Annotated in this window: 23 protein-coding genes; 9 read left to right on the top strand and 14 right to left on the bottom strand. The window is 40.9% G+C overall.

All coding sequences use genetic code 11. From position 1 onward, the window contains the following. Positions 1–18: 18 nt before the first annotated feature. From ACX3PU_RS00120 to ACX3PU_RS00150, 7 genes are all read right to left on the bottom strand, one after another. On the bottom strand, positions 19–1272 hold the full coding sequence (locus ACX3PU_RS00120; protein WP_459082573.1) for a serine hydrolase domain-containing protein: 1254 nt from the start codon (positions 1270–1272) through the stop codon (positions 19–21). Between the two features lie 82 nt (positions 1273–1354). Next, complete coding sequence (locus ACX3PU_RS00125; RefSeq protein ID WP_459082575.1) at positions 1355–2284, bottom strand: NAD(P)-dependent oxidoreductase; 930 nt, start codon at positions 2282–2284, stop codon at positions 1355–1357. A gap of 5 nt (positions 2285–2289) precedes the next feature. Beyond that, complete coding sequence (locus tag ACX3PU_RS00130) at positions 2290–2808, bottom strand: acyl-CoA thioesterase (protein WP_459082577.1); 519 nt, start codon at positions 2806–2808, stop codon at positions 2290–2292. A 9-nt stretch (positions 2809–2817) separates the two neighbouring features. Further along, positions 2818–3507 carry a hypothetical protein gene (locus ACX3PU_RS00135; protein WP_459082579.1) on the bottom strand — a complete coding sequence of 230 codons (690 nt, stop codon included), beginning with the start codon at positions 3505–3507 and terminating at the stop codon, positions 2818–2820. Between the two features lie 73 nt (positions 3508–3580). Then, complete coding sequence (locus ACX3PU_RS00140; protein WP_459082581.1) at positions 3581–5689, bottom strand: TonB-dependent receptor; 2109 nt, start codon at positions 5687–5689, stop codon at positions 3581–3583. 256 nt (positions 5690–5945) lie between these two features. Continuing rightward, a complete protein-coding gene (locus ACX3PU_RS00145; protein ID WP_459082583.1) occupies positions 5946–6605 on the bottom strand; it encodes a uracil-DNA glycosylase family protein in 660 nt (219 codons plus the stop codon). A 2-nt stretch (positions 6606–6607) separates the two neighbouring features. Continuing rightward, a complete protein-coding gene (locus ACX3PU_RS00150; RefSeq protein ID WP_459082585.1) occupies positions 6608–7342 on the bottom strand; it encodes a WG repeat-containing protein in 735 nt (244 codons plus the stop codon). A 174-nt stretch (positions 7343–7516) separates the two neighbouring features. On the opposite strand from ACX3PU_RS00150, the gene ACX3PU_RS00155 reads away from it, so the two are divergent. Further along, positions 7517–9790, top strand: a complete 2274-nt coding sequence (locus ACX3PU_RS00155) for an aconitate hydratase (RefSeq protein WP_459082587.1) — start codon at positions 7517–7519, stop codon at positions 9788–9790. A gap of 83 nt (positions 9791–9873) precedes the next feature. Here the strand turns inward: ACX3PU_RS00155 and ACX3PU_RS00160 are convergent, their stop codons facing one another. The 4 genes from ACX3PU_RS00160 to ACX3PU_RS00175 all read right to left on the bottom strand — a co-directional run bounded on the left by ACX3PU_RS00160 (position 9874) and on the right by ACX3PU_RS00175 (position 12534). Further along, positions 9874–10557 carry an RluA family pseudouridine synthase gene (locus ACX3PU_RS00160; protein WP_459083480.1) on the bottom strand — a complete coding sequence of 228 codons (684 nt, stop codon included), beginning with the start codon at positions 10555–10557 and terminating at the stop codon, positions 9874–9876. Positions 10558–10579: 22 nt separating this feature from the next. Continuing rightward, positions 10580–10915, bottom strand: coding sequence for a hypothetical protein (locus ACX3PU_RS00165; protein ID WP_459082589.1), 336 nt, complete (start codon positions 10913–10915; stop codon positions 10580–10582). Beyond that, positions 10915–11730, bottom strand: coding sequence for a 3-methyl-2-oxobutanoate hydroxymethyltransferase (panB, locus tag ACX3PU_RS00170; RefSeq protein ID WP_459082591.1), 816 nt, complete (start codon positions 11728–11730; stop codon positions 10915–10917). Before panB ends, ACX3PU_RS00165 begins: the two co-directional genes overlap by 1 nt. 90 nt (positions 11731–11820) lie before the next feature. Continuing rightward, positions 11821–12534 carry a Crp/Fnr family transcriptional regulator gene (locus ACX3PU_RS00175; RefSeq protein WP_459082593.1) on the bottom strand — a complete coding sequence of 238 codons (714 nt, stop codon included), beginning with the start codon at positions 12532–12534 and terminating at the stop codon, positions 11821–11823. Between the two features lie 83 nt (positions 12535–12617). On the opposite strand from ACX3PU_RS00175, the gene ACX3PU_RS00180 reads away from it, so the two are divergent. From ACX3PU_RS00180 to ACX3PU_RS00215, 8 genes are all read left to right on the top strand, one after another. Beyond that, a complete protein-coding gene (locus tag ACX3PU_RS00180) occupies positions 12618–15002 on the top strand; it encodes a heavy metal translocating P-type ATPase (protein ID WP_459082595.1) in 2385 nt (794 codons plus the stop codon). A 120-nt stretch (positions 15003–15122) separates the two neighbouring features. Then, a complete protein-coding gene (ccoS, locus tag ACX3PU_RS00185; protein ID WP_459082597.1) occupies positions 15123–15329 on the top strand; it encodes a cbb3-type cytochrome oxidase assembly protein CcoS in 207 nt (68 codons plus the stop codon). 4 nt (positions 15330–15333) lie between these two features. Next, on the top strand, positions 15334–17589 hold the full coding sequence (gene ccoN, locus ACX3PU_RS00190; RefSeq protein WP_459082599.1) for a cytochrome-c oxidase, cbb3-type subunit I: 2256 nt from the start codon (positions 15334–15336) through the stop codon (positions 17587–17589). Between the two features lie 23 nt (positions 17590–17612). After that, complete coding sequence (locus ACX3PU_RS00195) at positions 17613–17810, top strand: CcoQ/FixQ family Cbb3-type cytochrome c oxidase assembly chaperone (RefSeq protein WP_459082601.1); 198 nt, start codon at positions 17613–17615, stop codon at positions 17808–17810. 5 nt (positions 17811–17815) lie between these two features. Further along, positions 17816–18694, top strand: coding sequence for a c-type cytochrome (locus tag ACX3PU_RS00200; protein ID WP_459082603.1), 879 nt, complete (start codon positions 17816–17818; stop codon positions 18692–18694). 80 nt (positions 18695–18774) lie between these two features. After that, the gene (gene ccoG, locus ACX3PU_RS00205) at positions 18775–20232 is read left to right on the top strand and encodes a cytochrome c oxidase accessory protein CcoG (protein ID WP_459082605.1); all 1458 of its coding nucleotides are present in this window, start codon (positions 18775–18777) and stop codon (positions 20230–20232) included. Between the two features lie 9 nt (positions 20233–20241). Next, positions 20242–20697, top strand: a complete 456-nt coding sequence (locus tag ACX3PU_RS00210) for a FixH family protein (RefSeq protein ID WP_459082607.1) — start codon at positions 20242–20244, stop codon at positions 20695–20697. Beyond that, positions 20688–21431 (top strand): sulfite exporter TauE/SafE family protein, encoded by a 744-nt coding sequence (locus ACX3PU_RS00215; RefSeq protein WP_459082609.1) that lies wholly within the window; start codon positions 20688–20690, stop codon positions 21429–21431. Before ACX3PU_RS00210 ends, ACX3PU_RS00215 begins: the two co-directional genes overlap by 10 nt. An 82-nt stretch (positions 21432–21513) precedes the next feature. Here the strand turns inward: ACX3PU_RS00215 and serS are convergent, their stop codons facing one another. The 3 genes from serS to ACX3PU_RS00230 all read right to left on the bottom strand — a co-directional run bounded on the left by serS (position 21514) and on the right by ACX3PU_RS00230 (position 23995). Continuing rightward, the gene (gene serS, locus ACX3PU_RS00220) at positions 21514–22785 is read right to left on the bottom strand and encodes a serine--tRNA ligase (protein ID WP_459082611.1); all 1272 of its coding nucleotides are present in this window, start codon (positions 22783–22785) and stop codon (positions 21514–21516) included. 32 nt (positions 22786–22817) lie between these two features. Beyond that, positions 22818–23330, bottom strand: coding sequence for a hypothetical protein (locus ACX3PU_RS00225; RefSeq protein ID WP_459082613.1), 513 nt, complete (start codon positions 23328–23330; stop codon positions 22818–22820). Positions 23331–23503: 173 nt separating this feature from the next. Beyond that, positions 23504–23995, bottom strand: coding sequence for a hypothetical protein (locus tag ACX3PU_RS00230; protein ID WP_459082615.1), 492 nt, complete (start codon positions 23993–23995; stop codon positions 23504–23506). Between the last annotated feature and the right edge of the window lie 5 nt (positions 23996–24000).

Raw genomic sequence — 24000 nt, forward strand, 5'->3', positions numbered from 1 at the left:
ATCATTTATTGCTCACTTTCAACCGCCTTGTGCGGAGTCCTCATTCGCAGGGGAAATAGGCGCAATATCTTTCTTCAACTTTTCAGCCTCATAAGGGAAATTTTCAAAGAGAGCAGAAAGGGCAAGTGCGGAGTATACGCGCTGTGAAAACTTATTCCCAATAGCTATAATTGTGACCTTGGACTGAAGCAAGTGCCCAAACACAGAATTCGTTCCGTGCCACCAACCGTTGTGGTAAGTAAGCTTGCTGTTTTCATCAAAAATCTTCATTCGAAAGCCAAACCCGTAATTATTCACACCCGGTCTTTCATTACTGTATGGAGAGAATACCGCATCCATTAACTCTTTGCTTAAAAAATTCTCCGCATAAAGTGCTTTGGAAAAATTAAGTAGATCTCGAGGCGTGGTATAAAGATTCTTATCCCCGTAAATTAGATCGAGACGATCGTATGGATGCACACTAGGTCCTCTGGCATAAAAAGACTTGGCCGCCGTTAAGGTATCCTTCTGCTGAAAAATATAAGAATCCTTCATTTCAAGCGGATCGAAAATCATTTCCTTCATGGCCTCAGGAAACTTCGTCTTGGTCACCTTTTCTACGACAAGGGCTAAGAGTGCATAATTGGTATTGCAATACATAAACCCAGTGTCCGGCTTTCTCGCCAAATCCGGTTTGTACTGAATCAATAAATTTAGGATGTCTTGATTGTCCAAATACTCTTTGGCCAATTCTTTGGGCTCCGGCTTAATGCGCTCGATTACGTACTCGTATTTTGGCAGCCCGCTTCGTTGATTCAAAAGCATTTTCACTGTAATTCCCGTGTAAGGAAATTTAGGGAAAATCGTTTTCAAATCTTGGTCCAGGGTTAATTTTTGCGCTTCGATGAGTCTGAGGACGGCCATCGCCGTCACGGACTTACTTACAGAAGCGACATGCAGTGCGGTATGCTTGTCAATCGGTTCCTCGTTATTCGCCTGTGCGTAACCTCGGTAATTCTCATAAAGGATATTATCCCCTTTTGCTACAATAAAACCTCCCCACAGGTTGCCTCTTTCCCAAACTCTTTGATAATACTGATCAAGGGTTTGTTCAATTTCTCCTTGCTGGGGAACCTTGTTGTCTTTGGCATGAAATACGTCGTCTAAATTTACATGGCTAAAGCTCGGTAGTGAATGCGTTGAACTTGATTCTTTGCTTTTTTGATTTTCTTTACAGCTTAGTAGTAATGCAGGCAAAAGAACCCACCACATCATCCTCCTAAAAACTCTCATCTATTCCTCTTTTTCGTCTTTAATCGAGCGCAAGATAAGAGAAATTAAGAAATTATAATAAGACTCAAATCATAAAGAAATGTTAACTAAACTGAGCCAGGATTTTATCCACGATAAATTGCGCTAATTTTTCTTTGCTCTGAACGGTCCATCCTGCAATGTGCGGGGTTAGCAGAACACGCGGAGAACTAGCAAGATACCCTATCGAAGAATCACTTGAATCCAAATTCTCAAACGAGGCTTTTTCCTGCTCCAAAACATCTAGGGCGGCGCAAATTACTTTCCCGGATTCTAGTCCATTAACTAAATCTTTCGTTTTAACCGCTTTCCCTCTCGCCGTGTTGATTAAATAGAAAGGTTTTTGCATGGCTGCGATAAAACCCTCATCAATCATGTGGTGGGTAAGCTCTGTGAAAGGAACATGAAGACTCACGATGTCTGCTCTTTGTTGAAGTTCATTCAAAGAAACCTGCTTTGCGTACTCATCTTCAATTCCAGACTTAAGGTCGTGAAAAATCACCTGCATTCCAAAGCCCGAAAGTCGCCGAGCTGTGGCTTTGCCCATGTTCCCATACCCAATAAGTCCAAAGGTTTTTCCGAGCAGTTCATCGCCTCGGTTTTCTTCACGAAGCCAAATTCCTTTTTCGACCTCAAGGGAGGCTATTTTAAGTCGATGGGCTAATAGAAGCAAGGAGCCAATCACATGTTCCGCGACTGCATCGCGATTCCCTTCTGGAGAATTAATAAGCGTTATGTTTAGTTCCTTTGCTTTCTCCACATCAATATTCTCCATCCCAGCCCCCACTCTTGCAATGAATTTCAGATGAGAGGCGGATGTTAAAAAATGGGCATCCAAAGGAATTCTACTTCGAATAATGAGTCCTTCGTACGCTCCAATTTTGGAAAGGATTTGTTCATAACTAGAACTTGTGTCCTCCTCTATGTCAAACCCTTTTGCGCTTAACTGGCTTTTAATTAAGGGATGGTTGGTGTCAATCTGTAAGACTCGCATACCCTTTAGGATTGACTAAATAATTTTTTAAGCTCTACGGAGTCTTGAGCTTTCATTCGACCCGATAGAATTAAGGAAAGTTCTTTTCTACGAAGAGCCGCATCAAATCGGGAAACCTCTAATTCGGTTTCTGGTTCCATTTGAGGAATCGGCACAGGTTTGTTGAATTCATCCACGGCGACAAACGTGTAAATCCCTTCATTGGTGTGAATTTTCTTTTGAGAAATGGGATCGTCAAGCCAAACATCGACGTATATCTCCATGGAAGTCGAAAACGCTCTTGATACTTTGGATTCAAGCACTACGATTCCTCCTTCTGGAATTGGATGATTGAACGACACGTGATTCACAGAGGCTGTTACCACTCTACGCTCACAATGTCTGCTTGCAGAAATCGAAGCGCATCGATCCATGCGTGATAGCAATTCGCCACCAAATAAGTTTCGAAGGGAATTCGTTTCGTTTGGCAGTACAATGTTAGTCATTACCGTGAACGATGCACTTGCTTTTTTACTTTTAACCATGTAATAATATTAGGGATTAATGCCGGACTTGTTTGTGGATAGAGTACTCTCTAGCGTGGGTCTATTGGCCTTAGGAGTTTCGGTTTGGATTGTATCTTTTTTAGGACTTGGTTTGGAAATTTGAGGAGGGGTTTCAAGGACCGAGTTTTTTCCAAACAAAAATTCTCTATTCGTTAGAGCGAGCACCACCAACCCTGCAGCAGGAATTAGAAGTAACAACAACCATCCATAGGATTTTTGAGTTTTATACGCTGTAGGACTATCTCGATCGGAACTTTTCTTTTCCTTGAGTTTTTTTAAGTCAATTTCTTCTAGACCAAAATTGTCAGGACTGCTAATTTCTAGACGCTGTCCTTTAAAAAGCACCTCGCCACCGTCAGAATAAAAAGTTCCAAGTCCCTCTAGTTTCAATTCTTTAGCCTCGCTCAATTGATTTTTCCAATACAGGGTATGGGTCGAGACTTCTTTTTGCACCTCGGGAAGGGATTGCATGTTCTTCTCGGCTAATTCCTGCGCAAATCCCTTATCCGCCTGCTGATAATCAAATTCCAAGGCAATTTCTTTTGCCGGCGGAAGGATACGCGTCGTTTTTTCCAGAATTTTGGCTTCGGAATTTTTTAAATAAAAGGTTCCGAATCCTTCAAGCGCTACGGAATGATCCGCTTTCAGTTTCTCTAAAATTTGGGTTTCAAGCTTCATATTGCCAGCAAATTTACTATTTTTAACGGACTTCTACCAAGCGTGAGTGAAGAGTCAAACGAAAGAATATCTCCTAGCGAAACTCGTAGCTAAATCCAAATAGGAAATTCGTGCCCGCTTGGGAAAAATAGAAGGGCTCAGAATCATATACATACCCATTGTTTACGTATTTCTGATTGAAAACATTATTCAGTAGCAGTTTAAATTCTACTGCATTTCGAGCTAGCTCCAGTCGGTACCGAGCACTTAAATCGCTTAGAAAATAGGAGCCCGTTCGAAGTGACTCTGTATGCGTATTGTCAAGGTATTGACTTCCGACAAATTGATTTTGGAATTCAAAGGAAAGCGCATCATTGGGTTTGTAGCGAATCGAGAGATTTGCTAGAAACTCAGGTGAAAAGGAAATCGGTGTATTGCCCAGATTGACAACCTCGTTTTCGTCCTCGAGCTTAAAATCAACATTTCGATTGCGGCTAAGGGTTAAATTGGAATTGATTTCCCATTTTTTCGAAAGCTTAGCAAGAGCAGAAACTTCGAGGCCACTGCGAAATGATTTTCCTGAATTTGTCCGAATGAATTCCCCTATGGAGTTGATCTGTCCGCTCAGCACCAGTTGATTCACATAGTGCATATAATAAAGATTTGCAGAAACCAAAAGGGAAGAGCCTAGAGCGTATTCCCATCCTAATTCAAAATCATGCAAGGTTTCTTCTTTGATCTCTGGGTTTGCAAACAAATCGTCCCTGCTGGGTTCGCGGCTTGCTTTCGCATAGGATAGATAGAGTTTCCCACTTGGGATAGGGTAATTAAGTCCCACTTTGGGATTAAAGAAATTCCAGTTTTTCCTCAAATCGGCCCCTTCCTCATCCCCGGGCTGGATTATCTTTGTGTCGTAGACGATGGAGCGCATCTGCAAGTCTCCGAAAACTTCCCATCTACCTACTTTCGCAATGGCCTTTCCAAACCCTGAGACCTCATTTTTCACCGAACGATTTCTATAGTATTCGTTGGAAACGGAATTCGCAACCAAATAATCCTTTGCTTCTCCGAAATGGCGTCCAAAATATTGATTAGCGACAAGCCCGAAGTGCAAATCGATTCCGGATAAATCCCCGTACAAGTTCGAAGCCACCCCATAAAAATCATTATCAAGCCACTTTTTGCGTATAAAATCGGAATAGGCATTGCCGTTCACAGGACTTAGACCATAGGTTTCATAGCTTACGCCTTGTTTGTAATTCTCGTAGTACCCTTTTCCCTTTGTGTAATGCAGGGTGGTTTGCAAGCTCCACGAATCGTTAAACTTCTGGTCCCATAAAAACTGATAGTGATTTTGACGATAATTGTCAGTTTCGTTGTCATAAAACCCTACAATTTCGCTCCAATCGTCGTTGTATATGGCTCCCGATGAATTAAACTTCGGACGGGTTTCCCATGACTCTTTGTCAATTCCATTCCAAGCTTGATAGGTTTGTTCTGCTCCCCCGAAGGCTAGCAATCGCAAGGAAGTTGAACCTCTCTGAAAACGAGCCGAAAGATTGTAAGAGTCTAAATCCGAAAACGCTCGATCAATATACCCGTCCGAATGGATCTTCGTATATCGACCCATAACGGAGAGTTGATCATTCCAAAAAAGACCAGACCCTATTTCTGCTGAATATTTGTAGGTGTTGAAGGACCCATAACTATTGTCCGACCTCACATAAAACTCCTCTGCAGGATCTTTGGAAATCACATTCACGCTAGCTCCAAAAGCGGAAACTCCATTGGTGGAAGTTCCCACCCCTCTCTGAATTACAATAGCCGAGGCGGAACTTGTCAAATCTGGCACGTTCACGAAAAAAGTACCTTGCGATTCGGAATCGTTATAAGGCACCCCATTCATCATGACATTAATAGAGGTTCCACTCACGCCTCGAATCCGAAGCCCTGTGTATCCCACTCCATTCCCTGCATCGGAACTTGAAACCACCGAAATTTGGTTCTTGAGTAGAATCGGCAAATCTTGACCTAAATTCTTTTGGCTTAAGTCTTTCTCTACATTGAGAATTTCTTTCGAGACGGGAAGTCTCCTTGTAAAATGAACATTTTGAATAAGAGATTCTGAAATTGAATCCTCCTTGACATGTTGCCCAAAGGCGAGCGGGCTCATCATTAGCCCTAAAAAAAATAATCCTTTCATTCTTTTAAATTGTTTAAAATTTATAGGAATAAAAGGGGTCGAAAAGTTATACGTGAATACTGCAAAATTGCATTTTAGCAGCTCCCTAAACAGCATTATCTGTTCCAGGTTCATCGGGTATAATCTCAGCCACTCTTTGGTAGCACCCCTTTACTTCTGGCGCAAATATAGCCATTTTAATTTGAGTCAGCCAACAAAAAAGACTCTTCCTAAGTTCATGACTTATGCTAAGCCCCTCTTTCCCCTTGCTAACTTCTTAATTTACAAAGGAAAAAGCATCTCGGTACCGATCGACTCGAAATTGCTTTACTGGAGATTTCATATCCTTGTAGAGCTCCTGAACTTCTCTATATTCTTTACTCTGAACAATCGAGCGCATTGCACTTCCAGAAGGAGAAAACAAAAGAGTGTAACGAACTGGACGACCAAAAGTGTCCATATCCAAAAACTCACGTTTGGCTCTCATCTCGCGGCTAATCTTCTGCTTTAATATCCCCTCATAAAACAATCGAAACGCACTATTCTTCCCGAAACTACTAGTGAAAAAAATTTGATTAATATCGGAGTTTGTAATTTGCTCCAAGAGATCTACGTTAAGTTCGATTTCGCTCATTGCACTGTCCAGGGCAGAATTGTTTAATCTAATACAACTTAAAACTGTGTCACTCATGGAAATTTCTCCTTTCTCCAGAAACGATACTATTTCATTTAAAGAAATCTCTTCTTGGCTTTTGGCCACAAATTGCTTTGGAAAAGCCTCGCGTAGAATACCCCAAATACTGTTCCGATTGCCATAAAAAAAAGGAGTAAGAAAACGATCAAGTCTCAAGGGATGAAAAGTACCTAATATAAGGCGTTTATGCTTTGGATTTATTGGATATTTCTCGAGAAAAAGATGTTGACTTCGACTTTCCATCTCTAATACCTGTTGTTGTAGCGATCTACAAAATAATACTCCTTTCCGTCTTTACTTACCTCAAATAAACGGGCAAGCTTCCAACTGAAATTTCGTTTTATGTCGGCATAACGAAACGGAATAATTATATTTCCTTCAATGTCAATAACTCCAAATCTATTGTCGTACGTGGCAATAATCATCGGGTTTTTCAAATCATCGCCTTCCATAATGTGAAGATACTGAAATTGTGGATAGATTATATACTGCCGATAGTCCATCTCATTTTCAAATTTGCTACGATCAATAACCCCGTAAAACCCACTACGAACATAAGAGTGATATAATTGAGCCTTATATTCATAAGGACATTTCCCAAGGTCCTGCTCTTTAAAACGGTAGACCTTTTTTCCCGATTTGTCAATTCTGTAATCCACGTTCTCCACTGTTCGAACAGAAGCATAAGCATCCGATCCATATTCTCGTACCTTTTCGTTGGGAGAATTTAAAAGCTTACAATCGGTCGTGAAAAAACCAACATTCTTGTATTGAGCCGGTATCACCATTTCGCCACTTTGATTGACATATCCGAATTTTCCCTCTGTCTTGCGAGGAATCAAACCCGGAATCGAATCGTTAATTTTCTCATATTGTGATTTTTGAGACTCGTTCGACGATTTGGGGCTTGTATTTTGTCCACTTATTCCTAGGGATATAAAAACCAAAATAAGGATAAGGTTTCTTACTAATAACTTCATAAAATTAACTACACTAAACGCTTGCCAAAGGTAACACTTCTGTTAGAAAATAGAAAAATAGATTTTTGATATCCAATTTATAACGAATATAAATTGCAATCTAAAGCAAACCCTTAAATTTTTCGTAAATTTGGGCTTTAACTATTATTTTTAAAATCAAAAACATTTTGCAATATGACTTTTGACATTGAAATGATCAAAAAGGTGTACGCGCGTTACCCGCAACGTATTGAAGCTGCGAGAAAAACAGTTGGAAAACCGCTTACCCTATCCGAAAAAATCCTATACTCCCACCTATGGGAAGGCGATACCAGCACGGCATACGAAAGAGGTAATTCTTATGTAGACTTTGCTCCAGATCGCGTGGCAATGCAAGATGCGACCGCGCAAATGGCATTACTCCAATTTATGCAAGCTGGAAAAAGCAAAGTTGCAGTACCTTCTACGGCGCATGCCGATCACCTTATTCAGGCGAAAGTAGGAGCGGAAAAAGACTTACAAGAATCCATCAATAAAAACTCAGAAGTATTTAACTTCTTAAGTTCTGTATGTGATAAATACGGAATTGGATTCTGGAAACCAGGCGCAGGTATTATTCACCAGGTAGTTTTGGAAAATTATGCATTCCCTGGGGGAATGATGATTGGAACCGACTCCCATACTGTGAATGCCGGTGGTCTTGGAATGGTGGCTATTGGTGTAGGAGGCGCAGACGCCGTCGACGTAATGGCAGGAATGCCATGGGAATTAAAAATGCCTAAATTAATTGGGGTTAAATTAACCGGGAAATTAAGTGGTTGGACCGCAGCAAAAGACGTGATTCTTAAAGTGGCTGGTATCCTTACTGTGAAAGGAGGAACAGGATGCATCGTCGAGTATTTCGGTGAAGGAGCTCAGAGCATGTCCGCTACTGGAAAAGGAACGATTTGTAACATGGGTGCTGAAATTGGAGCGACTACTTCTACATTTGGATACGACGATTCTATGCGTCGTTACCTAAGTGCAACAGGAAGGCAGGACGTTGTGGACGCTGCTGACCAAATCCAGGAGCATTTAACCGCTGACCCAGAAGTATATGCGAACCCAGAACAATATTTCGATCAAGTGATCGAAATCAATCTTTCCGAATTAACACCTCATCTAAACGGTCCGTTCACACCGGACTTGGCAACACCAGTCTCTGAATTCAAGGAGAAAGCAGAAGCAAACGGATGGCCATTAGATGTAGAATGGGCTCTTATCGGATCTTGTACGAACTCTTCGTATGAGGATTTATCACGCGCCGCTTCTATTGTAGAAGATGCGGTAGCAAAAGGAGTAAAACCGAAAGCAATCCTAGGAGTGAACCCAGGTTCTGAACAAGTGAAATTCACAGCAGAACGGGATGGATTCCTAGACAGCTTCCGCAAATTTGAAAATGCTAGAATCTTCACGAATGCCTGTGGTCCATGTATTGGGCAGTGGGACCGTGAAGGCGCTGAAAAAGGAGAAAAGAACTCAATTATTCACTCTTTCAACCGTAACTTTGCTAAAAGAGCAGACGGTAACCCAAATACTCATGCCTTTGTAGCCTCTCCAGAAATGGTGGCTGCCATTGCCATATCAGGACGTCTCGATTTCAACCCTCTAAGCGACACCTTAACGAACGAACAAGGTGAGCAAGTGAAGTTAGACGAACCGAAAGGAATTGAACTTCCTTCAAAAGGGTTCGATGTTGGAGATAACGGATACCAAGCTCCGTCTCATGATGGGTCTTCCGTTCAAGTGAATGTAGACCCAGAGTCTGACAGACTGCAACTTTTGGTTCCATTCACTCCATGGGATGGTAAAAACATTGAAGGAGCTAAAGTTCTTATCAAAGCGTACGGTAAATGTACCACAGACCACATTTCCATGGCAGGACCTTGGCTTAAGTATAGAGGTCACCTTGATAACATTTCGAACAACATGTTAATTGGAGCTGTAAATGCTTACAACATGGAAACGAACAAAGTGAAAAACCAACTTGACGGTTCTTATGATGAAGTACCTAATGTGGCAAGAGCTTACAAAGCCGCTGGAATTCCTACCTTAGTGGTTGGAGACGAAAACTACGGTGAAGGATCTTCCCGTGAGCACGCAGCCATGGAACCTCGTCACCTAGGAGTTAGAGCCGTGCTTGTAAAATCATTTGCTCGTATTCACGAAACGAATCTTAAAAAGCAAGGAATGCTCGGAATCACTTTCAACAACAAGGAAGATTACGATAAAATTCAAGAAAACGACACCGTGAACTTTGTAGATTTACAAGAATTTGCGGCAGGCAAACCCCTTACCCTTGAATTCCTTCATGAGGACGGAAGCAAGGATATCGTGGTTGCAAACCATACGTATAATGAACAACAAATCGGTTGGTTCAAAGCAGGTTCTGCTTTAAACTTGATCGCAGAAGAAGCAAGCAAAGGATAACATTCAAAGCTTAAGCGTATAGAAAAATGCCACGAGGAAATTCCTCGTGGCATTTTCTTTATTAACTCTTTAATATTCTCAGCTTATCGTTCGATGCAGGCTTGCCAAATGGGATCACCTTTTGGAACTTCCGCTGTGATCGTAACCTGTTCTTTTGTGACAGGATGGACAAATTCCAATTGACGTGCATGCAAATGAATTCCACCGTCAGGGTTCGATCTTGGAGACCCGTACTTTAAGTCCCCTTTTATAGGCACTCCAATTTTTGACAATTGCGCACGAATTTGGTGGTGGCGTCCCGTTTTCAAGTCTACTTCCAATAGCATATAATTGGCAAGTAGAGTATGGACACGATACGAGAGAATAGCTTCTTTTGCCCCAGGGGCTTCTCTAGGAAAAACAATAGCCTTGTTGTTCTTTTCGTTCTTTTTGAGATAGTGAATAAGCTCGCCTGAATCTTCAATCCCTGCCTTAGGCACCACAGCCCAATAGGTTTTGCGAATCTCTCGGTTCTTCACCATCTGAGTTAGCCTTGAGAGAGCTTTGGAAGTCTTGGCGTAAATCACTAATCCTGAGGTAGGACGATCGATACGATGCACCAAGCCTAAAAACACATTTCCAGGCTTATGATCGCGAACTTTGATAAAATTTTTGATAAGTTCAATAAGGGAATCGTCCTGAGTCTTGTCTCCTTGAACCAACTGACCTACATGCTTATTGATCACAAGCAAATGATTGTCCTCATACGCAATTTGGTCGGGACTAATTTGCGCTGCACTATTTTGCACCTTAACGTTTTGGGACTCTTGGTCGATTAAATAAGGAAATTAAAACTCCTGCAAACAATCCGATGGTTTTAAGAGCTGCCAAACGACTTTCGATTGGGAAAAAAATGCCAATCACACACAATGCCGCTGCAATATACATCGGAATCACAAATTTTGGATTGGTTAAAATCGGAGCCATGAGAACAAAACTAATTCCGATCAGCACATAAAAGAGCTTTTGGTATAAAAACTCATTGACTTCAGGACTGAAAAAATTGAACCATCCTGTCAGCAGACATAAAAGTGCACCTACCGATACGATAGCTTGCAGTTTGTTTAATTGACTTACATTATTCATTAATAACTTTCTTTTTCGTTAGGGAAATCAGCTGTTTTCACATCGCTGACAAATTGGGAAACAGCTCCCGATATTTGAGTGTACAGATCTAGGTAACGTCGCAAGAATTTAGGAGAAAACCCTTGGTTCATACCCACCATATCCTGGTAAACAAGCACTTGACCGTCGCAATCTGGACCGGCTCCAATCCCTATCGTGGGAATGGAAATACTCTCACTGACCTTTTTTGCAAGGTCAGCGGGAATTTTTTCTAAAACAAGAGCAAAACAACCTAGTTCTTCTACTAGTTTTGCATCCCTTAGTAGCTTTTCCGCTTCTTCATCTTCTTTTGCACGAACTTTATAGGTTCCAAATTGGTAAATAGACTGAGGGGTCAATCCTAAATGGGCCATCACAGGAATTCCTGCATTCACAATCTTACGAATAGATTTTTCGATTTCTACACCTCCTTCAATTTTAACTGCGTGAGCTCCACCCTCTTTCATCATTCGAACGGCTGACTCTAGGGCCTTCTCTGGGTTACTTTGGTAGCTTCCAAAAGGCAAATCTGCCACAATAAGTGCTCTATCCACACCTCGCACCACGCATTGCGTATGGTAAATCATTTGATCGAGTGTAATGGGCAATGTGGTTTCATGACCTGCCATCACGTTGGCTGCCGAGTCTCCCACCAAGATAGAATCCACACCTCCTGCATCCACCATTTTGGCAGTCGTAAAATCGTATGCGGTAAGCATCGTTATTTTTTCCTTGTCGAACTTCATTTTTCGCAAGGACTCTGTGGTTACTTTTTTAATTTCAGAATGAACCGACATAGACTTCTTTGGTTTTTGTATTTAGAAAAACAGAACCGATAAGCTTATGAATTATGCTTATCCTAATTTAGGGCCTGTTATTTACTCATCCTATAGGTTCACATGCCCTAGTTTAATGAGCTTATCATGATTTAGTATTTTAATATTTCTCCCCTCTGTTTCAATCAATTGATCGCTTTTAAATTCAGAAATGAGACGTATTGCACTTTCTGTGGCTGTGCCAATTAAATTCGCAACTTCCTCGCGGGTGAGAGCAATTTTGATAAATCCTTCAGGATCAGTTCCAAGTTTCTGTTCCAGCAGTAGAAGCACTTCCGCCAGACGTTCCCTAACTGTCTTTTGGGCAAGATACGTTACTGTATTAGAAGACTCGCCTAGTTCGTATGCAAACTTTTGAAGCATTGCAAAAGACAGCTTTGAATCTACTTTTAGCATATGAAGAAATACATCGCCTGGTACAAATACAGCAGTTACTTCTGACATAGCCTCTGCTTTCGCTTGAAAATTCTCTTCAATTAATAGAGATCTATATCCGATCAAATCTCCCTCTTTAATAAAGCGAAGGATCTGATCCTTCCCATACACCCCAGACTTAGAGAGCTTCACAGTACCTACTTTGATAAAATAAACACCGTGAGCGTTTTGATCTTCTTCAAATAGCAATTGTCCCTTATGGATGTGGATTTCTTTCTTTGCCTCCATATACTTTTTGAAGTCTTCATCAGAGAGTACTTCGCGAAAGGACTCTTCCTTAAAAACGTTCAAAAAATTCCGATCTATAAGCTCTAGTTTCTCAATCGACATACCAATGACATTTATCAGCAAAAATAGGTAAATTTACCACCAAGGGCAATTATTTTTATCATAATTTTGCAGGTCTAGGCAAAATGAAAGTGGAATATTGTTATCATTGTGGCGACGGAATTAAAAAGGAGCGGATAGCTTTCGATGAGAAGGTGTTTTGCTGTCATGGATGCCAGTCCGTTTATGAAATTTTAAGTTTCAATCAATTAGGAAATTTCTATGAGCTGAACAAAAGTTCTGGAATCCGTCCTGAAGACAATCTAGACCAATATAACTACTTAGACACACCTGAAATCTTTGATCGTGTGGTGGATTTCTCAGACGATAAGACCACGATAGTCACTTTCAAAATTCCTGTCATTCACTGTTCTTCTTGCATTTGGCTCCTGGAGAGCTTATCGAGTTTGAATCCTGGGATCTCGTACTCACAAGTGCATTTCACCAGAAAGACTTTGCAAATCTATTTCGATCCTGAAAAATTACCCCTAAGTGAACTTGCTAAATTTTTAGCCAATTTAGGCTACAAGCCTGTCATCAACTTAGAAACAGCAGATCGCATTGTTGAAAAATCCGACAAATCCCTTCTAATCAAATTAGCCATTGCGGGCTTTGCATTTGGCAACGGGATGCTTTTTAGTTTCCCAGAGTACGTAGAAATCGTTCTCGGTACCACAGACTATTGGATGCAGCAGTACAAGAATCTCTTTCGATTCATCATGTTCCTTCTTGCTACTCCGGTCGTGTTTTACTCGGCTTCTGATTATTTTAAATCTGCTTATTACGGACTGAAAAACAAGATCATCAACATTGATGTACCGATTGTACTCGGAATCCTAGTTCTTTATGGTCGAAGCATTTACGAGACCCTTACTGACTATGGCCCCGGATACTTCGACACCTTGTGTGGACTTTTATTTTTCATGTTACTCGGGAAAATATTTCAAAAGCGTACATACAGTTCCCTTTCTTACGATCGGGACTATAAATCCTTTTACCCCATTGCCGTGACCCGATTAGATTCGCAGGGCCAGCAAGAAAGCATTTTACTGTCGGAACTCTCCATTGGGGACCGAATCATGGTTCGAAACCAAGAAATCATCCCTGTAGATGCCATTCTAATTCGTGGGGAGGGACACATTGACAATAGTTTCATTACCGGAGAAAGCAACGCAGTCCCAAAGGAGGCAGGCGACCGCATCTATGCCGGAGGAAAGCAAGTGGGCGCCGTGCTGGAACTGGAAGTGATCAAGAATGTGGACCAAAGTTATCTAACTCAACTTTGGAACAAAGAAGCCTTTAAGAAAAAAGAAACTGGACTCGACAACCTTACCAACACCATAAGCAAGTACTTCACCATCGTAATCTTAGGGATCACCGTACTTGCCGGTATCTACTGGTCTCAGGTCGATATGGAAAAGATGTTCCAAGTGGTTTCTGCCATCTTGATTGTAGCATGTCCATGTGCTCTGGCTCTGTCTGCACCTTTTACCCTTGGGCATATCATGCGGATTTTGGGGAGAAACAAGTTCTATGTCAAAGACACACTGACGATTGAAAAACTAGCCAAAATTCAAACGCTGGTATTTGACAAAACAGGAACCATCACCCACAACGACGAATCTCAAATCCTTTACGAAGGCAGTCCAATCACCTCCTGGGATGTACAGAATCTCAAGTCTCTACTGAAAAACTCAAACCATCCTTTGTCTAAAACTCTTTACACTTTTCTAGAAGAGCCTGATTTGTATTTTCCGATCGAGAACTTTATCGACCAACCCGGAAAAGGCTATAGTGCAGTGGTAAGAGGCCACCACTATAAAATTGGTTCCGCATCATACAACTCTCAGAAGTCGACGAACCTAGAAACGGCGGTACACATCAGCAAAGACAATGAGTATTTAGGGAAATTTATATTTAAGAACGAGTATCGATCAGGACTAACTCTACTTTTCCAACATTTAGAGTCCTTCAACTTGCATGTGCTTAGTGGAGATAACGAATCTGAGAAAAACAAACTGAAGCAAACCATTCCCACTGCGATGGGAATGGCTTTTAATCAAGATCCAGAAAGCAAGTTAAATTACATCAAAGATTTGCAAGAGGAAGGTCAAAATGTCGCTATGATTGGGGATGGACTGAATGATGCCGGTGCTTTAAAACAAAGTGACATTGGAATTGCAGTGGCAGACGACACGAACTCTTTCACTCCTTCGTCCGATGTAATTATGGCGGGAGAAAAGATTCCAACCCTTCATCATTTTTTAAGTCTTTCCAAAGATGCAATGAGGATTGTGAAGTTCACCTTTGCGATCAGCTTACTTTACAATGTGATAGGGGTCACGATTGCAATTTTAGGATACATGTCTCCTTTGGTTGCCGCTATTTTAATGCCAATAAGCTCCATAACCGTCGTGGCATTCACCTCCCTAGCCACTTGGATGCGTAGCTTAAAATATTTTAAGATATAGGATTGTAGGAAAGGCTGCTATTTAGAAGGGTTTTAAATTAACAAAATTTAACACGAAATGACTTTTATCATTATTTTTCCATAAATTTGACGATCCTAAAAAATTAAATTTGCCTAAGAAATGGATATACTATATTTGATGATCATTTGCAGTGTATCTTTGGCAGTGGTTTTTTTGATAATCTTCATTATTAATGCCCGTCGAGGCCAGTTTGAAGACGACGAATCACCTGCAGTAAGGATACTCTTTGAAGATGAAATAAAGCCGGAGAAAAAAATAAAAACTCCAGAGGAAAATACAGAAACAACCGACGAAAAAAGTAATTAATTATATGGAAACACAAAAGTTTAGTTATGACAACAGCATTGTCCGCGCATTCCTATACGCCACCATCGGATTTGGTGTCTTAGGGTTCTTGTTTGGTCTTACTGCTGCCTTAATGCTATTCTATCCCGAGCTCCCTGAATTTTTCTTAGGGACCGACGACCCAACCATAAAAAGTCTCGCCGCGGGAAACATTGAAGGCTTAATCAATTCTAACGGTGCATTCGGGTTCGGAAGAATCAGAATGATTCACACCTCCTTAGTGATCTTTGCATTTGTATGTAACGGTGTGTTTGCAGGAGCGTACTACTCAATTCAAAGACTACTTAAGGCAAGAATGTACAGCGATTTTATTTCGTGGGCTCATTTTTGGACTTGGCAACTGATGATCGTGGCTGCAATAATCACTTTCTTTATGGGGATTAATACTTCGAAAGAATACGCAGAGCACGAATGGCCAATCGATATCTTAATCACCATCTCTTGGGTTTTGTTTGGACTCAACATGTTTGGAACGATTGCAAGAAGAAGAGTACGTCACTTATACGTAGCAATTTGGTTCTATTTAGGAACTTGGGTTGCTGTGGCTATGCTTCATATCTTCAACAATCTTGAAGTACCACTTACCATGTGGAAATCGTATTCTGCTTACGCAGGAGTAAAAGATGCCCTAGTACAATGGTGGTATGGACATAATGCGGTGGCCTTTATCTTAACAACCCCGGTTTTAGGACTTATGTACTACTTCCTTCCGAAGGCAGCGAACCGTCCCGTGTTTTCTTACAAACTGTCGATCATTCACTTTTGGTCACTCATTTTCGTTTACATTTGGGCAGGACCTCACCACCTTCAATACACTGCACTTCCAGCATGGGCGCAAGCACTTGCGACCGGATTCTCTATTATGCTTATCGCACCGTCTTGGGGAGGGATGCTTAATGGTCTCTTAACGTTAAGAGGTGCATGGGACAAAGTAAGGGAAGAACCTATCTTGAAATTCTTTGTTGTGGCCGTAACTTGTTACGGGATGGCTACTTTTGAAGGCCCAATTCTAGCCACAAAAACTTTAAATAAAATCGGTCACTTTACAGACTGGGTTATCGGACACGTTCACTTAGGAGCACTAGGCTGGAACGGGTTTATGACCTTCGGTATGATCTATTACGTAATTCCAATCCTTTGGAGAACGAAACTTTGGTCTACCAAACTTGCCAACTGGCACTTTTGGCTTGGAACCTTAGGGATTATTTTCTATGCTGTTCCTCTTTACATTGCAGGATTCACCCAAGGACTAATGTGGAAACAATTTAATCCAGACGGTACTCTACTTTGGAAAAACTGGTTGGATACGGTAACAGCAATCATCCCTTACTATATCATGCGATTTGTGGGAGGATCTCTCTACATTTCAGGGGCCATCCTAATGGTAGTGAACGTAATTGCTACTGTAAGAAAAGGTTCATTCCAAAAGAACGTACCTGCAGAAGCTCCGGCACTTGCTCGCATTGGAAAAGAAAGAAAACAAGGAGAAGGTGCTCACCTTTGGTTAGAAAGAATGCCGGTTTACCTTACAATCTTATCCTTTGTTGCAGTCGCTATTGGAGGAGCCGTACAGATCATCCCTACGTTAACTGTGAAAGAAAACGTACCTACAATTTCGGCTGTAAAACCATACACCCCACTTGAACTCGAAGGTCGAGATCTCTATATCCGTGAAGGATGTAACGCTTGTCACTCACAAATGATTAGACCGTTCCGAGACGAAGTCGTACGATTCAACGGAAAGAATGGTCAATACTCAAAAGCAGGAGAATTTGTCTACGACAGACCTTTCCTTTGGGGATCAAAACGTACAGGACCGGATTTACACCGTCAAGGAGGAAAGAACCCAAGTTCTTGGCACTACAAACACATGTACAACCCAAGATCTACTTCGGCAGGATCCATTATGCCTCGTTATCCATGGTTAATCGCGAACGATTTAGATCGCTCTCAAACCATCAACAAGTTAAACCTAATGAAAGACGTGTTTGATGTTCCGTACACAAGCGCTCAAATCGACACTGCTGATGCTTGGGTAGATAATCAAGCGAAGCACATCGTCTCTCAGATCTTAAGCGAAGCTCCGGATTTGAAACAGGCATATGCGTCTAGACCTGAAGGAGAACTTGAGAAAAAAGAAATCGTGGCTCTGATTGCTTACCTACAACGTTTGGGTACAGACATTAAAACCACGCAAGTACAAACAGCAAGTAATAACTAATTTAATCTAAGTATTAAAAAGTCATGATCCCACAAAACTTAAAAGACATCGTCTCTAGTGAACAGTATACAGGGTTTTACCAAACTCTTGCGCTACTGCTATTTTTGATGTTTTTTGTTGGATTGATTATGTATGTCTTCAGTCGTTCAAAGAAATACTACGATGAACAGGCACATGCGCCACTAGAAGACGATGACCAACCCTTTGATTTAAAAAATTAACCGTCATGAAACAAAGAACTCCCGCTATTATTAATATAGTCGTAATCCTTGCGATCACCTTTGTACTCTATTACATGTTTGTACAGAGTACTGCATTCCTCTCTTCACCCTACTATTGGGGGACGCTAGTGATCAGTATCATCTTGGCACTCATCCACTCTGCTCTAGGAGACTTAATTGAGAACAACACGTTTAAAGAATTATCTCCTGAAGCAAAAGCTCAATATCTTGAAACTAAGAAAACTCCTTACTTCAAGAGTCTTTGGAAAGCGGCCTTTGCAAAGCAATCTGCGAAGGAAGAAAAAGACATTCTTATCGACCACGGATTCGATGGAATTATGGAGCTAGACAACCAGCTACCAAGATGGTGGTTAGGCTTATTCTATTTTGGAGTGGTTTATTGTGTGGTGTACATGCTTGCTTTCTTCTTCACTGATTTTGCAGATCCAATTAAAGAATACGACGACGAATACAAGGCTCAAATTGCCTCGGTTGAAGAATACCTTAAAACAGCCCCTCAGGCTACAATCGAAAGTGCTGTATACAATGCAGATTATGTAGCAGAAGGAGAAGAGATCTTCAAAACAAGTTGCGTATCTTGCCATATGGATGGAGGCCGTGGTGGAATTGGACCCAACTTAACGGACAACCACTGGATCAACCAACCGGAGCAAACATTATTTAAAAACGTATTCCACGTAGTATGGAACGGTTCTCCAAACAACCCAACCATGGTTCCTTTTGGAGCAAACGGACAGTTATCAGGGAATGACATTGAAAAAGTAGCATCTTACATTTATCACATTAACCAAGAACAAAAGCCAATAACCGTCGCCGAAGGTGGTGCAGCTCCACAAGGAGACGAGGCGAACTGGCAAAAATAATTCAATTTGAATTCTTACAAAGAACATAGTTTACTACACCACCTTGTAGTAAGCTATGTTCTTTTTTAAATATATAGATTATGGCAATCCCAGAAGAAGATTATAGCTATCGTGGTGGACAGGGTCAAGTACTGGATCCAGAAACATTCCGTGACTCAGTCAACACGATGGACCAAACCGGAAAAAGAAAATGGGTTTTCCCACGTAAGCCTAAAGGAAGATACACTAATTATCGACTTTTAGTAAGTATCCTTTTGCTTGCGATCTTCTTTATCCTCCCTTTTTTAACGATCAATGGAAACCCAGTCCTTTTACTAAACATTTTAGATCGTGAGTTCTATATTTTAGGACAACCTTTTTATCCCCAGGACTTCTTTATTCTAGCGATAGGAGCCATTGCCTCTATTGTGTTTATCATTTTATTTACGGTTGTATTTGGTCGAATCTTTTGCGGATGGATTTGTCCACAGACCATCTTTATGGAAATGATATTTCGCAAAATTGAATACGCAATCGAAGGAGACCGAAACAAACAGATAAGACTAGAAAATCAACCTTGGAACGCAGAGAAAATTTGGAAGAAAGGACTAAAATGGACCATATTCCTTATTATCTCACTTATTGTCACCCATATAATGTATATGTACATCGTGGGTTACCAGAGGGTTTATGATATCATGCTAGAAGGACCGATGGTTTACCCGACGAACTTCATCGTCATGATTCTATTCGCCCTTGCTTTCTTCTTTGTGTTTGCATGGCTTAGAGAACAAGTTTGTACGCTCGTGTGTCCATACGGTCGTTTGCAAGGAGTCCTTATTGACAAGCAAACTATCAACGTTTACTACGACTTTAAAAGAGGAGAAAATCGTTCCAAATGGCGTAATGGCGAAGATCGAAAAGCAGAAGGCAAAGGAGACTGTATAGATTGTAACCAATGTGTGGTCGTTTGTCCTACCGGGATAGACATCCGTAACGGACAGCAATTAGAATGTGTGAACTGTACAGCTTGTATCGATGCCTGTGATGAGGTCATGGTAAAAGTAGGTCTTCCGAAAGGACTTATCCGTTATGCAACAGAAGATGAAATTGAACAGGAAAGACCGTTTGTATTCACTGGGAAGATGAAAGCTTACTCCCTTGTCCTGGTTCTTCTCTTTGGATTCCTAGGATTCTTATTAAACAACCGTGGAACCATGGAGGCCAAATTTATCAAACCGGCCGGATCTACATTCTTCCTTCGCGATGGGAAAATAACAAATATCTACAACTACACCTTCCTAAATAAATCCAATAAGGACCAAGTGGTTACTATTAAAGTGGTGGAACCAAAAGAAGGAACCATTACCTTTAGTAACACAGGCAAAATTAAATTAAAGAAAAATGAAATTTCGAAAGGAACTGTGAATGTAAGTTTCCCAGAAAAGAACATTAACCTGTCGAAACAAAATGTAACCATCGGGGTTTACAACGAACAGGGGGAACTTTTAGATTCGTTTGAAACCTATTTTGAAGGACCGTTTAAATTACAATTTTAAAAGACAACTATGCTAAAGAATTTTACATGGGGACATGGCGTTGTGGTCGCATTAGGAGCCTTTATGATCTTCATCTTATCGCTCGTCTTTATATATGGGCGTGGATGGCAAAATGCAGAAATGGTATCACGCGATTATTACGAGGATGAACTCCGCTACCAGGAAGTTATTGACGCGAAAAACAAAGCAGATTTGCTAACTGAGAAACCGATTTACAACCAAAATAGTCAAGGCATTACTCTCGAATTCCCAGCAAGTATATCCGTGGATCAAAATAGTGTCAATTTTCACTTATTTCGAACCGACGATGCGAACCTAGATGTAGAAAAAGATCTTCAATTTCAAAGTGGAAGAAAAATTCACATTCCGAAACAAATTCTTTTTCCAGGCTCTTACACCTTAAAAATTGCGTGGAAATCGAAAACGGTTCCGTATCAAGTGGATTACGATGTTCTATGGAAATAGCTCTAATTTTGACAGCCTTAGGCCTTGGCTTTGCTTCGGGATTTCACTGCATAGGTATGTGCGGTCCGATTGCTTTGTCCATGGGGCTCACCAAAAATGAAGCGATTCGATTTCAATTGCAGAACTTCACGTATAATTTTGGACGGGTAGTTACCTATAGTATTTTAGGAGCCTTCTTAGGTCTGATTGGACAAGGATTTCAAGTGGCAGGATTCCAAAAGTATTTAACCATCGCAGTGGGGGTACTTCTTATTTGCATGGCTCTATTTTCCTTTGGAGGAAACGATTTCGTTAGTAAGATTTCTTTCCTAAATAAGCCCCTATTAAAAGTGAAAATGGCCCTAGGCAAACTTTTACAACGTTCGGATTACAAATCTAGATTTACGACGGGATTACTAAATGGACTGCTTCCATGTGGAATGGTTTATATGGCACTTACCGCTTCTTTGGCCGCAGGAGGTGTATGGCAAGGGGCAACCTTTATGTTTCTCTTTGGCCTTGGAACCTTTCCCTTTATGTTTGCGGTGGTCTTTGCAGGAGGAATCATGACTCAGGCTTTTCGCCTTAGAGTTTTAAAATTAGTTCCTATCCTCATGCTTGTCATGGGCTCTCTATTTATCATCAGAGCATTAGAATTAGGCATACCCTATCTTTCGCCTCCATCTAGCGCGCTCCAAGTAGAGCATAATGGCTCCTTACAACACCAGCATGGAGATCATTCGACTTGTCATTAAATAGTGTACATAAAAGTCAAAAGCCAGATTCTTTCGAATCTGGCTTTGCTTTTTTAATCGATAGGCCTTTTGCCAAGTCCACTTACTTTATGAATTCAAAGCGAGTATATTTTGCAATCTTCTCTGGAATTCGAATTCCCTCGGCCGTTTGGTTGTTTTCAAGCAAGGCCGCCATAATTCTAGGTAAGGCCATCGCAGAACCATTTAACGTATGCACGAGTTGCGCTTTAGAATCCCCTGATTTGTAACGGCATTTAAGACGATTGGCTTGGAAGGTTTCAAAATTCGAAACCGAACTCACCTCTAACCATTTCTCCTGAGCAGCACTCCAAACCTCAAAATCGTAAGTCATTGCCGCTGTAAAGCCCATATCTCCCCCACAAAGACGAAGAATACGGTATGGTAGCTCTAAATCTTCTAAAATCGATTTTACATGCTCTACCATTCCTTCTAACGCCTCATAAGACTTTTCAGGATGCTCAATTCTAACTAATTCTACTTTTTCGAACTGATGAAGGCGATTCAGTCCCCGTACATGAGATCCGTAACTACCCGCTTCTCTACGATAGCATTGAGAGAACGCCGTATTTAGGATAGGCAATTGCTTTTCCTCTACGATCACATCGCGATATAGGTTGGTAACAGAAACTTCCGCTGTAGGAATCAGGTATAAATCATCAGCTCCGATATAATACATTTGTCCTTCCTTATCGGGAAGTTGTCCAGTTCCATATCCGGAGGCCTCATTCACAACATGAGGTGGGTTCACTTCTAAGTATCCTGCATCTACATTCTTATCTAAAAAATATTGAACCAGAGCGCGTTGAAGCCTTGCTCCTTGCCCAAAATAGACCGGAAACCCAGCGCCTGCCACCTTAACTCCTAATTCAAAATCAATAAGGTTGTACTTCTTTGCTAATTCCCAATGAGGAAGTGCTTCTTTAGGCATCGACTGCTCCTCTGCACTTTGAAAGATTACTTCATTCTCTTCTGGAGTTAGACCTGCCTTTACTTTCTCGTAGGGAATGTTTGGAATCAAATACAATCCTTCTAGAAGGTCTTTCTCAACAGACTCTAAATCTTTTTTAAGCTCTTGACTTTTTTCTTTAAAAGCTGTAGTTTTTTGTTTAGCTTCTTGGATTCCCTCCTTATTCCCTTCTTTTACAAACTGCGCGATCTCATTTGAAATTCGTCTGCTTTGCGCGAGATTCTCATCTAGCTCAAATTGAACAGCTCTACGTTTATCGTCCAAGTTCACCACCGTTTCCACAAGATCCAACTGCTTAAATCCTCTTTTTTTAAGTCCCTCTAGTACGAGCGCTTTATTCTCTTTGATAAAACTAATCTGTAGCATCCTTTTATTGTGATAATATTATTAAATCCATTCTAGTTTGTGATTGTGAGCTCTCTTTTAATCACAAGTTCATTCTGTTTATTCACGTCTCTTGTAAAGACAAGATCCTGATTGAGCCAAACCTGCTCTAAAGAAAAGAGTCTGGGTGTCAATCTATAATCGAAACGAAGCGTATCTTGGTCTATTTCAGAATCGAGCTCATTTTGAAAGCGAATCCCCAACGTTGAATAATAAGACTGAGCCTCGGCATCTTCCGACTCTAGTGTGCGTACGGCCCCTGAAATGTATTCATAATAATACCCTTTCAGACTGTCCTTCTTCTTCATTACGCTAACGGGTACATTCGCCGTACTGGCATCCAAGTCCACTAAATTTACACTGAATAAAGAAGTTTCTTCTTCCTTGTCAAGCAAATCATTTCCCGCCTCGTCTTGTACATAAATTCGAAGCACTTGGTCTATCGCTTGTACATCGTCTTCTCCTTGACGGCAAGAAGCCACTAGAAGTATGAAAACGAGAAGAAAAAGGTGTTTTTTGACGTTCATTAAGCAAAAATAGCATTATTTTAAGTGCTATGAAAATATCTAGTGGATTAACTTGATTCGCAAATGTGCACTTTTCCATCCATCAGGACCAAAAAAAGTCCTCATAATAAATAAGGACTAATTTTTAGAATCAAGACGTTCGCCTTTAACCCTATTATTCTCGTAAGTACTCTCTATTCGACGTAGATTCCTGCCCAGCTTCTTCTAAGGGGAAGCAAAAAATCCGATAAAAAACTAATGTAACTAGATTTTGAAAAGTCAAACACTTCAATTTCGTGCGAAATACTTCCATCCTTCAGGCCGGATCTAAATTCGCCTAATTTCAGGGTCTTAATTTCTCCGTTGTCGACATAAGAGGCTTTCATTCGATCAAAAAAACCAAGGGAAAACTCCTGATCCAATTCCCGAATTGCCTCTCCTAAAGTATCAATCGAACATCCCGAGGCCATTTCTTTCTCCTCATCTACAGCAATGACAAGAAACTGATTTTTTTCGATTTTAAATGACGCCGATAGTGGTTTTCCGTGGGCAGCCCAAGTTCCTAAAAAATCATATAACTTTTCCGTAATCCGTTTGCTTTCTTTTGGTAAGAAAGGTCTAGAAGCAGGATATATAAGTACTCGATAATCATTTGTTTCAATGACTTCAGATTCCTCTATTCTCATTTCTT

Source organism: Chryseobacterium sp. A301 (assembly GCF_054489425.1).

Bases quoted from the DNA above. Each gene is read 5' to 3' on its own strand.
- ACX3PU_RS00120 (WP_459082573.1), bottom strand. From the start codon at position 1,272: ATGAGAGTTTTTAGGAGGATGATGTGGTGGGTTCTTTTGCCTGCATTA.
- ACX3PU_RS00125 (WP_459082575.1), bottom strand. From the start codon at position 2,284: ATGCGAGTCTTACAGATTGACACCAACCATCCCTTAATTAAAAGCCAG.
- ACX3PU_RS00130 (WP_459082577.1), bottom strand. From the start codon at position 2,808: ATGGTTAAAAGTAAAAAAGCAAGTGCATCGTTCACGGTAATGACTAAC.
- ACX3PU_RS00135 (WP_459082579.1), bottom strand. From the start codon at position 3,507: ATGAAGCTTGAAACCCAAATTTTAGAGAAACTGAAAGCGGATCATTCC.
- ACX3PU_RS00140 (WP_459082581.1), bottom strand. From the start codon at position 5,689: ATGAAAGGATTATTTTTTTTAGGGCTAATGATGAGCCCGCTCGCCTTT.
- ACX3PU_RS00145 (WP_459082583.1), bottom strand. From the start codon at position 6,605: ATGGAAAGTCGAAGTCAACATCTTTTTCTCGAGAAATATCCAATAAAT.
- ACX3PU_RS00150 (WP_459082585.1), bottom strand. From the start codon at position 7,342: ATGAAGTTATTAGTAAGAAACCTTATCCTTATTTTGGTTTTTATATCC.
- ACX3PU_RS00155 (WP_459082587.1), top strand. From the start codon at position 7,517: ATGACTTTTGACATTGAAATGATCAAAAAGGTGTACGCGCGTTACCCG.
- ACX3PU_RS00165 (WP_459082589.1), bottom strand. From the start codon at position 10,915: ATGAATAATGTAAGTCAATTAAACAAACTGCAAGCTATCGTATCGGTA.
- panB (WP_459082591.1), bottom strand. From the start codon at position 11,730: ATGTCGGTTCATTCTGAAATTAAAAAAGTAACCACAGAGTCCTTGCGA.
- ACX3PU_RS00175 (WP_459082593.1), bottom strand. From the start codon at position 12,534: ATGTCGATTGAGAAACTAGAGCTTATAGATCGGAATTTTTTGAACGTT.
- ACX3PU_RS00180 (WP_459082595.1), top strand. From the start codon at position 12,618: ATGAAAGTGGAATATTGTTATCATTGTGGCGACGGAATTAAAAAGGAG.
- ccoS (WP_459082597.1), top strand. From the start codon at position 15,123: ATGGATATACTATATTTGATGATCATTTGCAGTGTATCTTTGGCAGTG.
- ccoN (WP_459082599.1), top strand. From the start codon at position 15,334: ATGGAAACACAAAAGTTTAGTTATGACAACAGCATTGTCCGCGCATTC.
- ACX3PU_RS00195 (WP_459082601.1), top strand. From the start codon at position 17,613: ATGATCCCACAAAACTTAAAAGACATCGTCTCTAGTGAACAGTATACA.
- ACX3PU_RS00200 (WP_459082603.1), top strand. From the start codon at position 17,816: ATGAAACAAAGAACTCCCGCTATTATTAATATAGTCGTAATCCTTGCG.
- ccoG (WP_459082605.1), top strand. From the start codon at position 18,775: ATGGCAATCCCAGAAGAAGATTATAGCTATCGTGGTGGACAGGGTCAA.
- ACX3PU_RS00210 (WP_459082607.1), top strand. From the start codon at position 20,242: ATGCTAAAGAATTTTACATGGGGACATGGCGTTGTGGTCGCATTAGGA.
- ACX3PU_RS00215 (WP_459082609.1), top strand. From the start codon at position 20,688: ATGGAAATAGCTCTAATTTTGACAGCCTTAGGCCTTGGCTTTGCTTCG.
- serS (WP_459082611.1), bottom strand. From the start codon at position 22,785: ATGCTACAGATTAGTTTTATCAAAGAGAATAAAGCGCTCGTACTAGAG.
- ACX3PU_RS00225 (WP_459082613.1), bottom strand. From the start codon at position 23,330: ATGAACGTCAAAAAACACCTTTTTCTTCTCGTTTTCATACTTCTAGTG.
- ACX3PU_RS00230 (WP_459082615.1), bottom strand. From the start codon at position 23,995: ATGAGAATAGAGGAATCTGAAGTCATTGAAACAAATGATTATCGAGTA.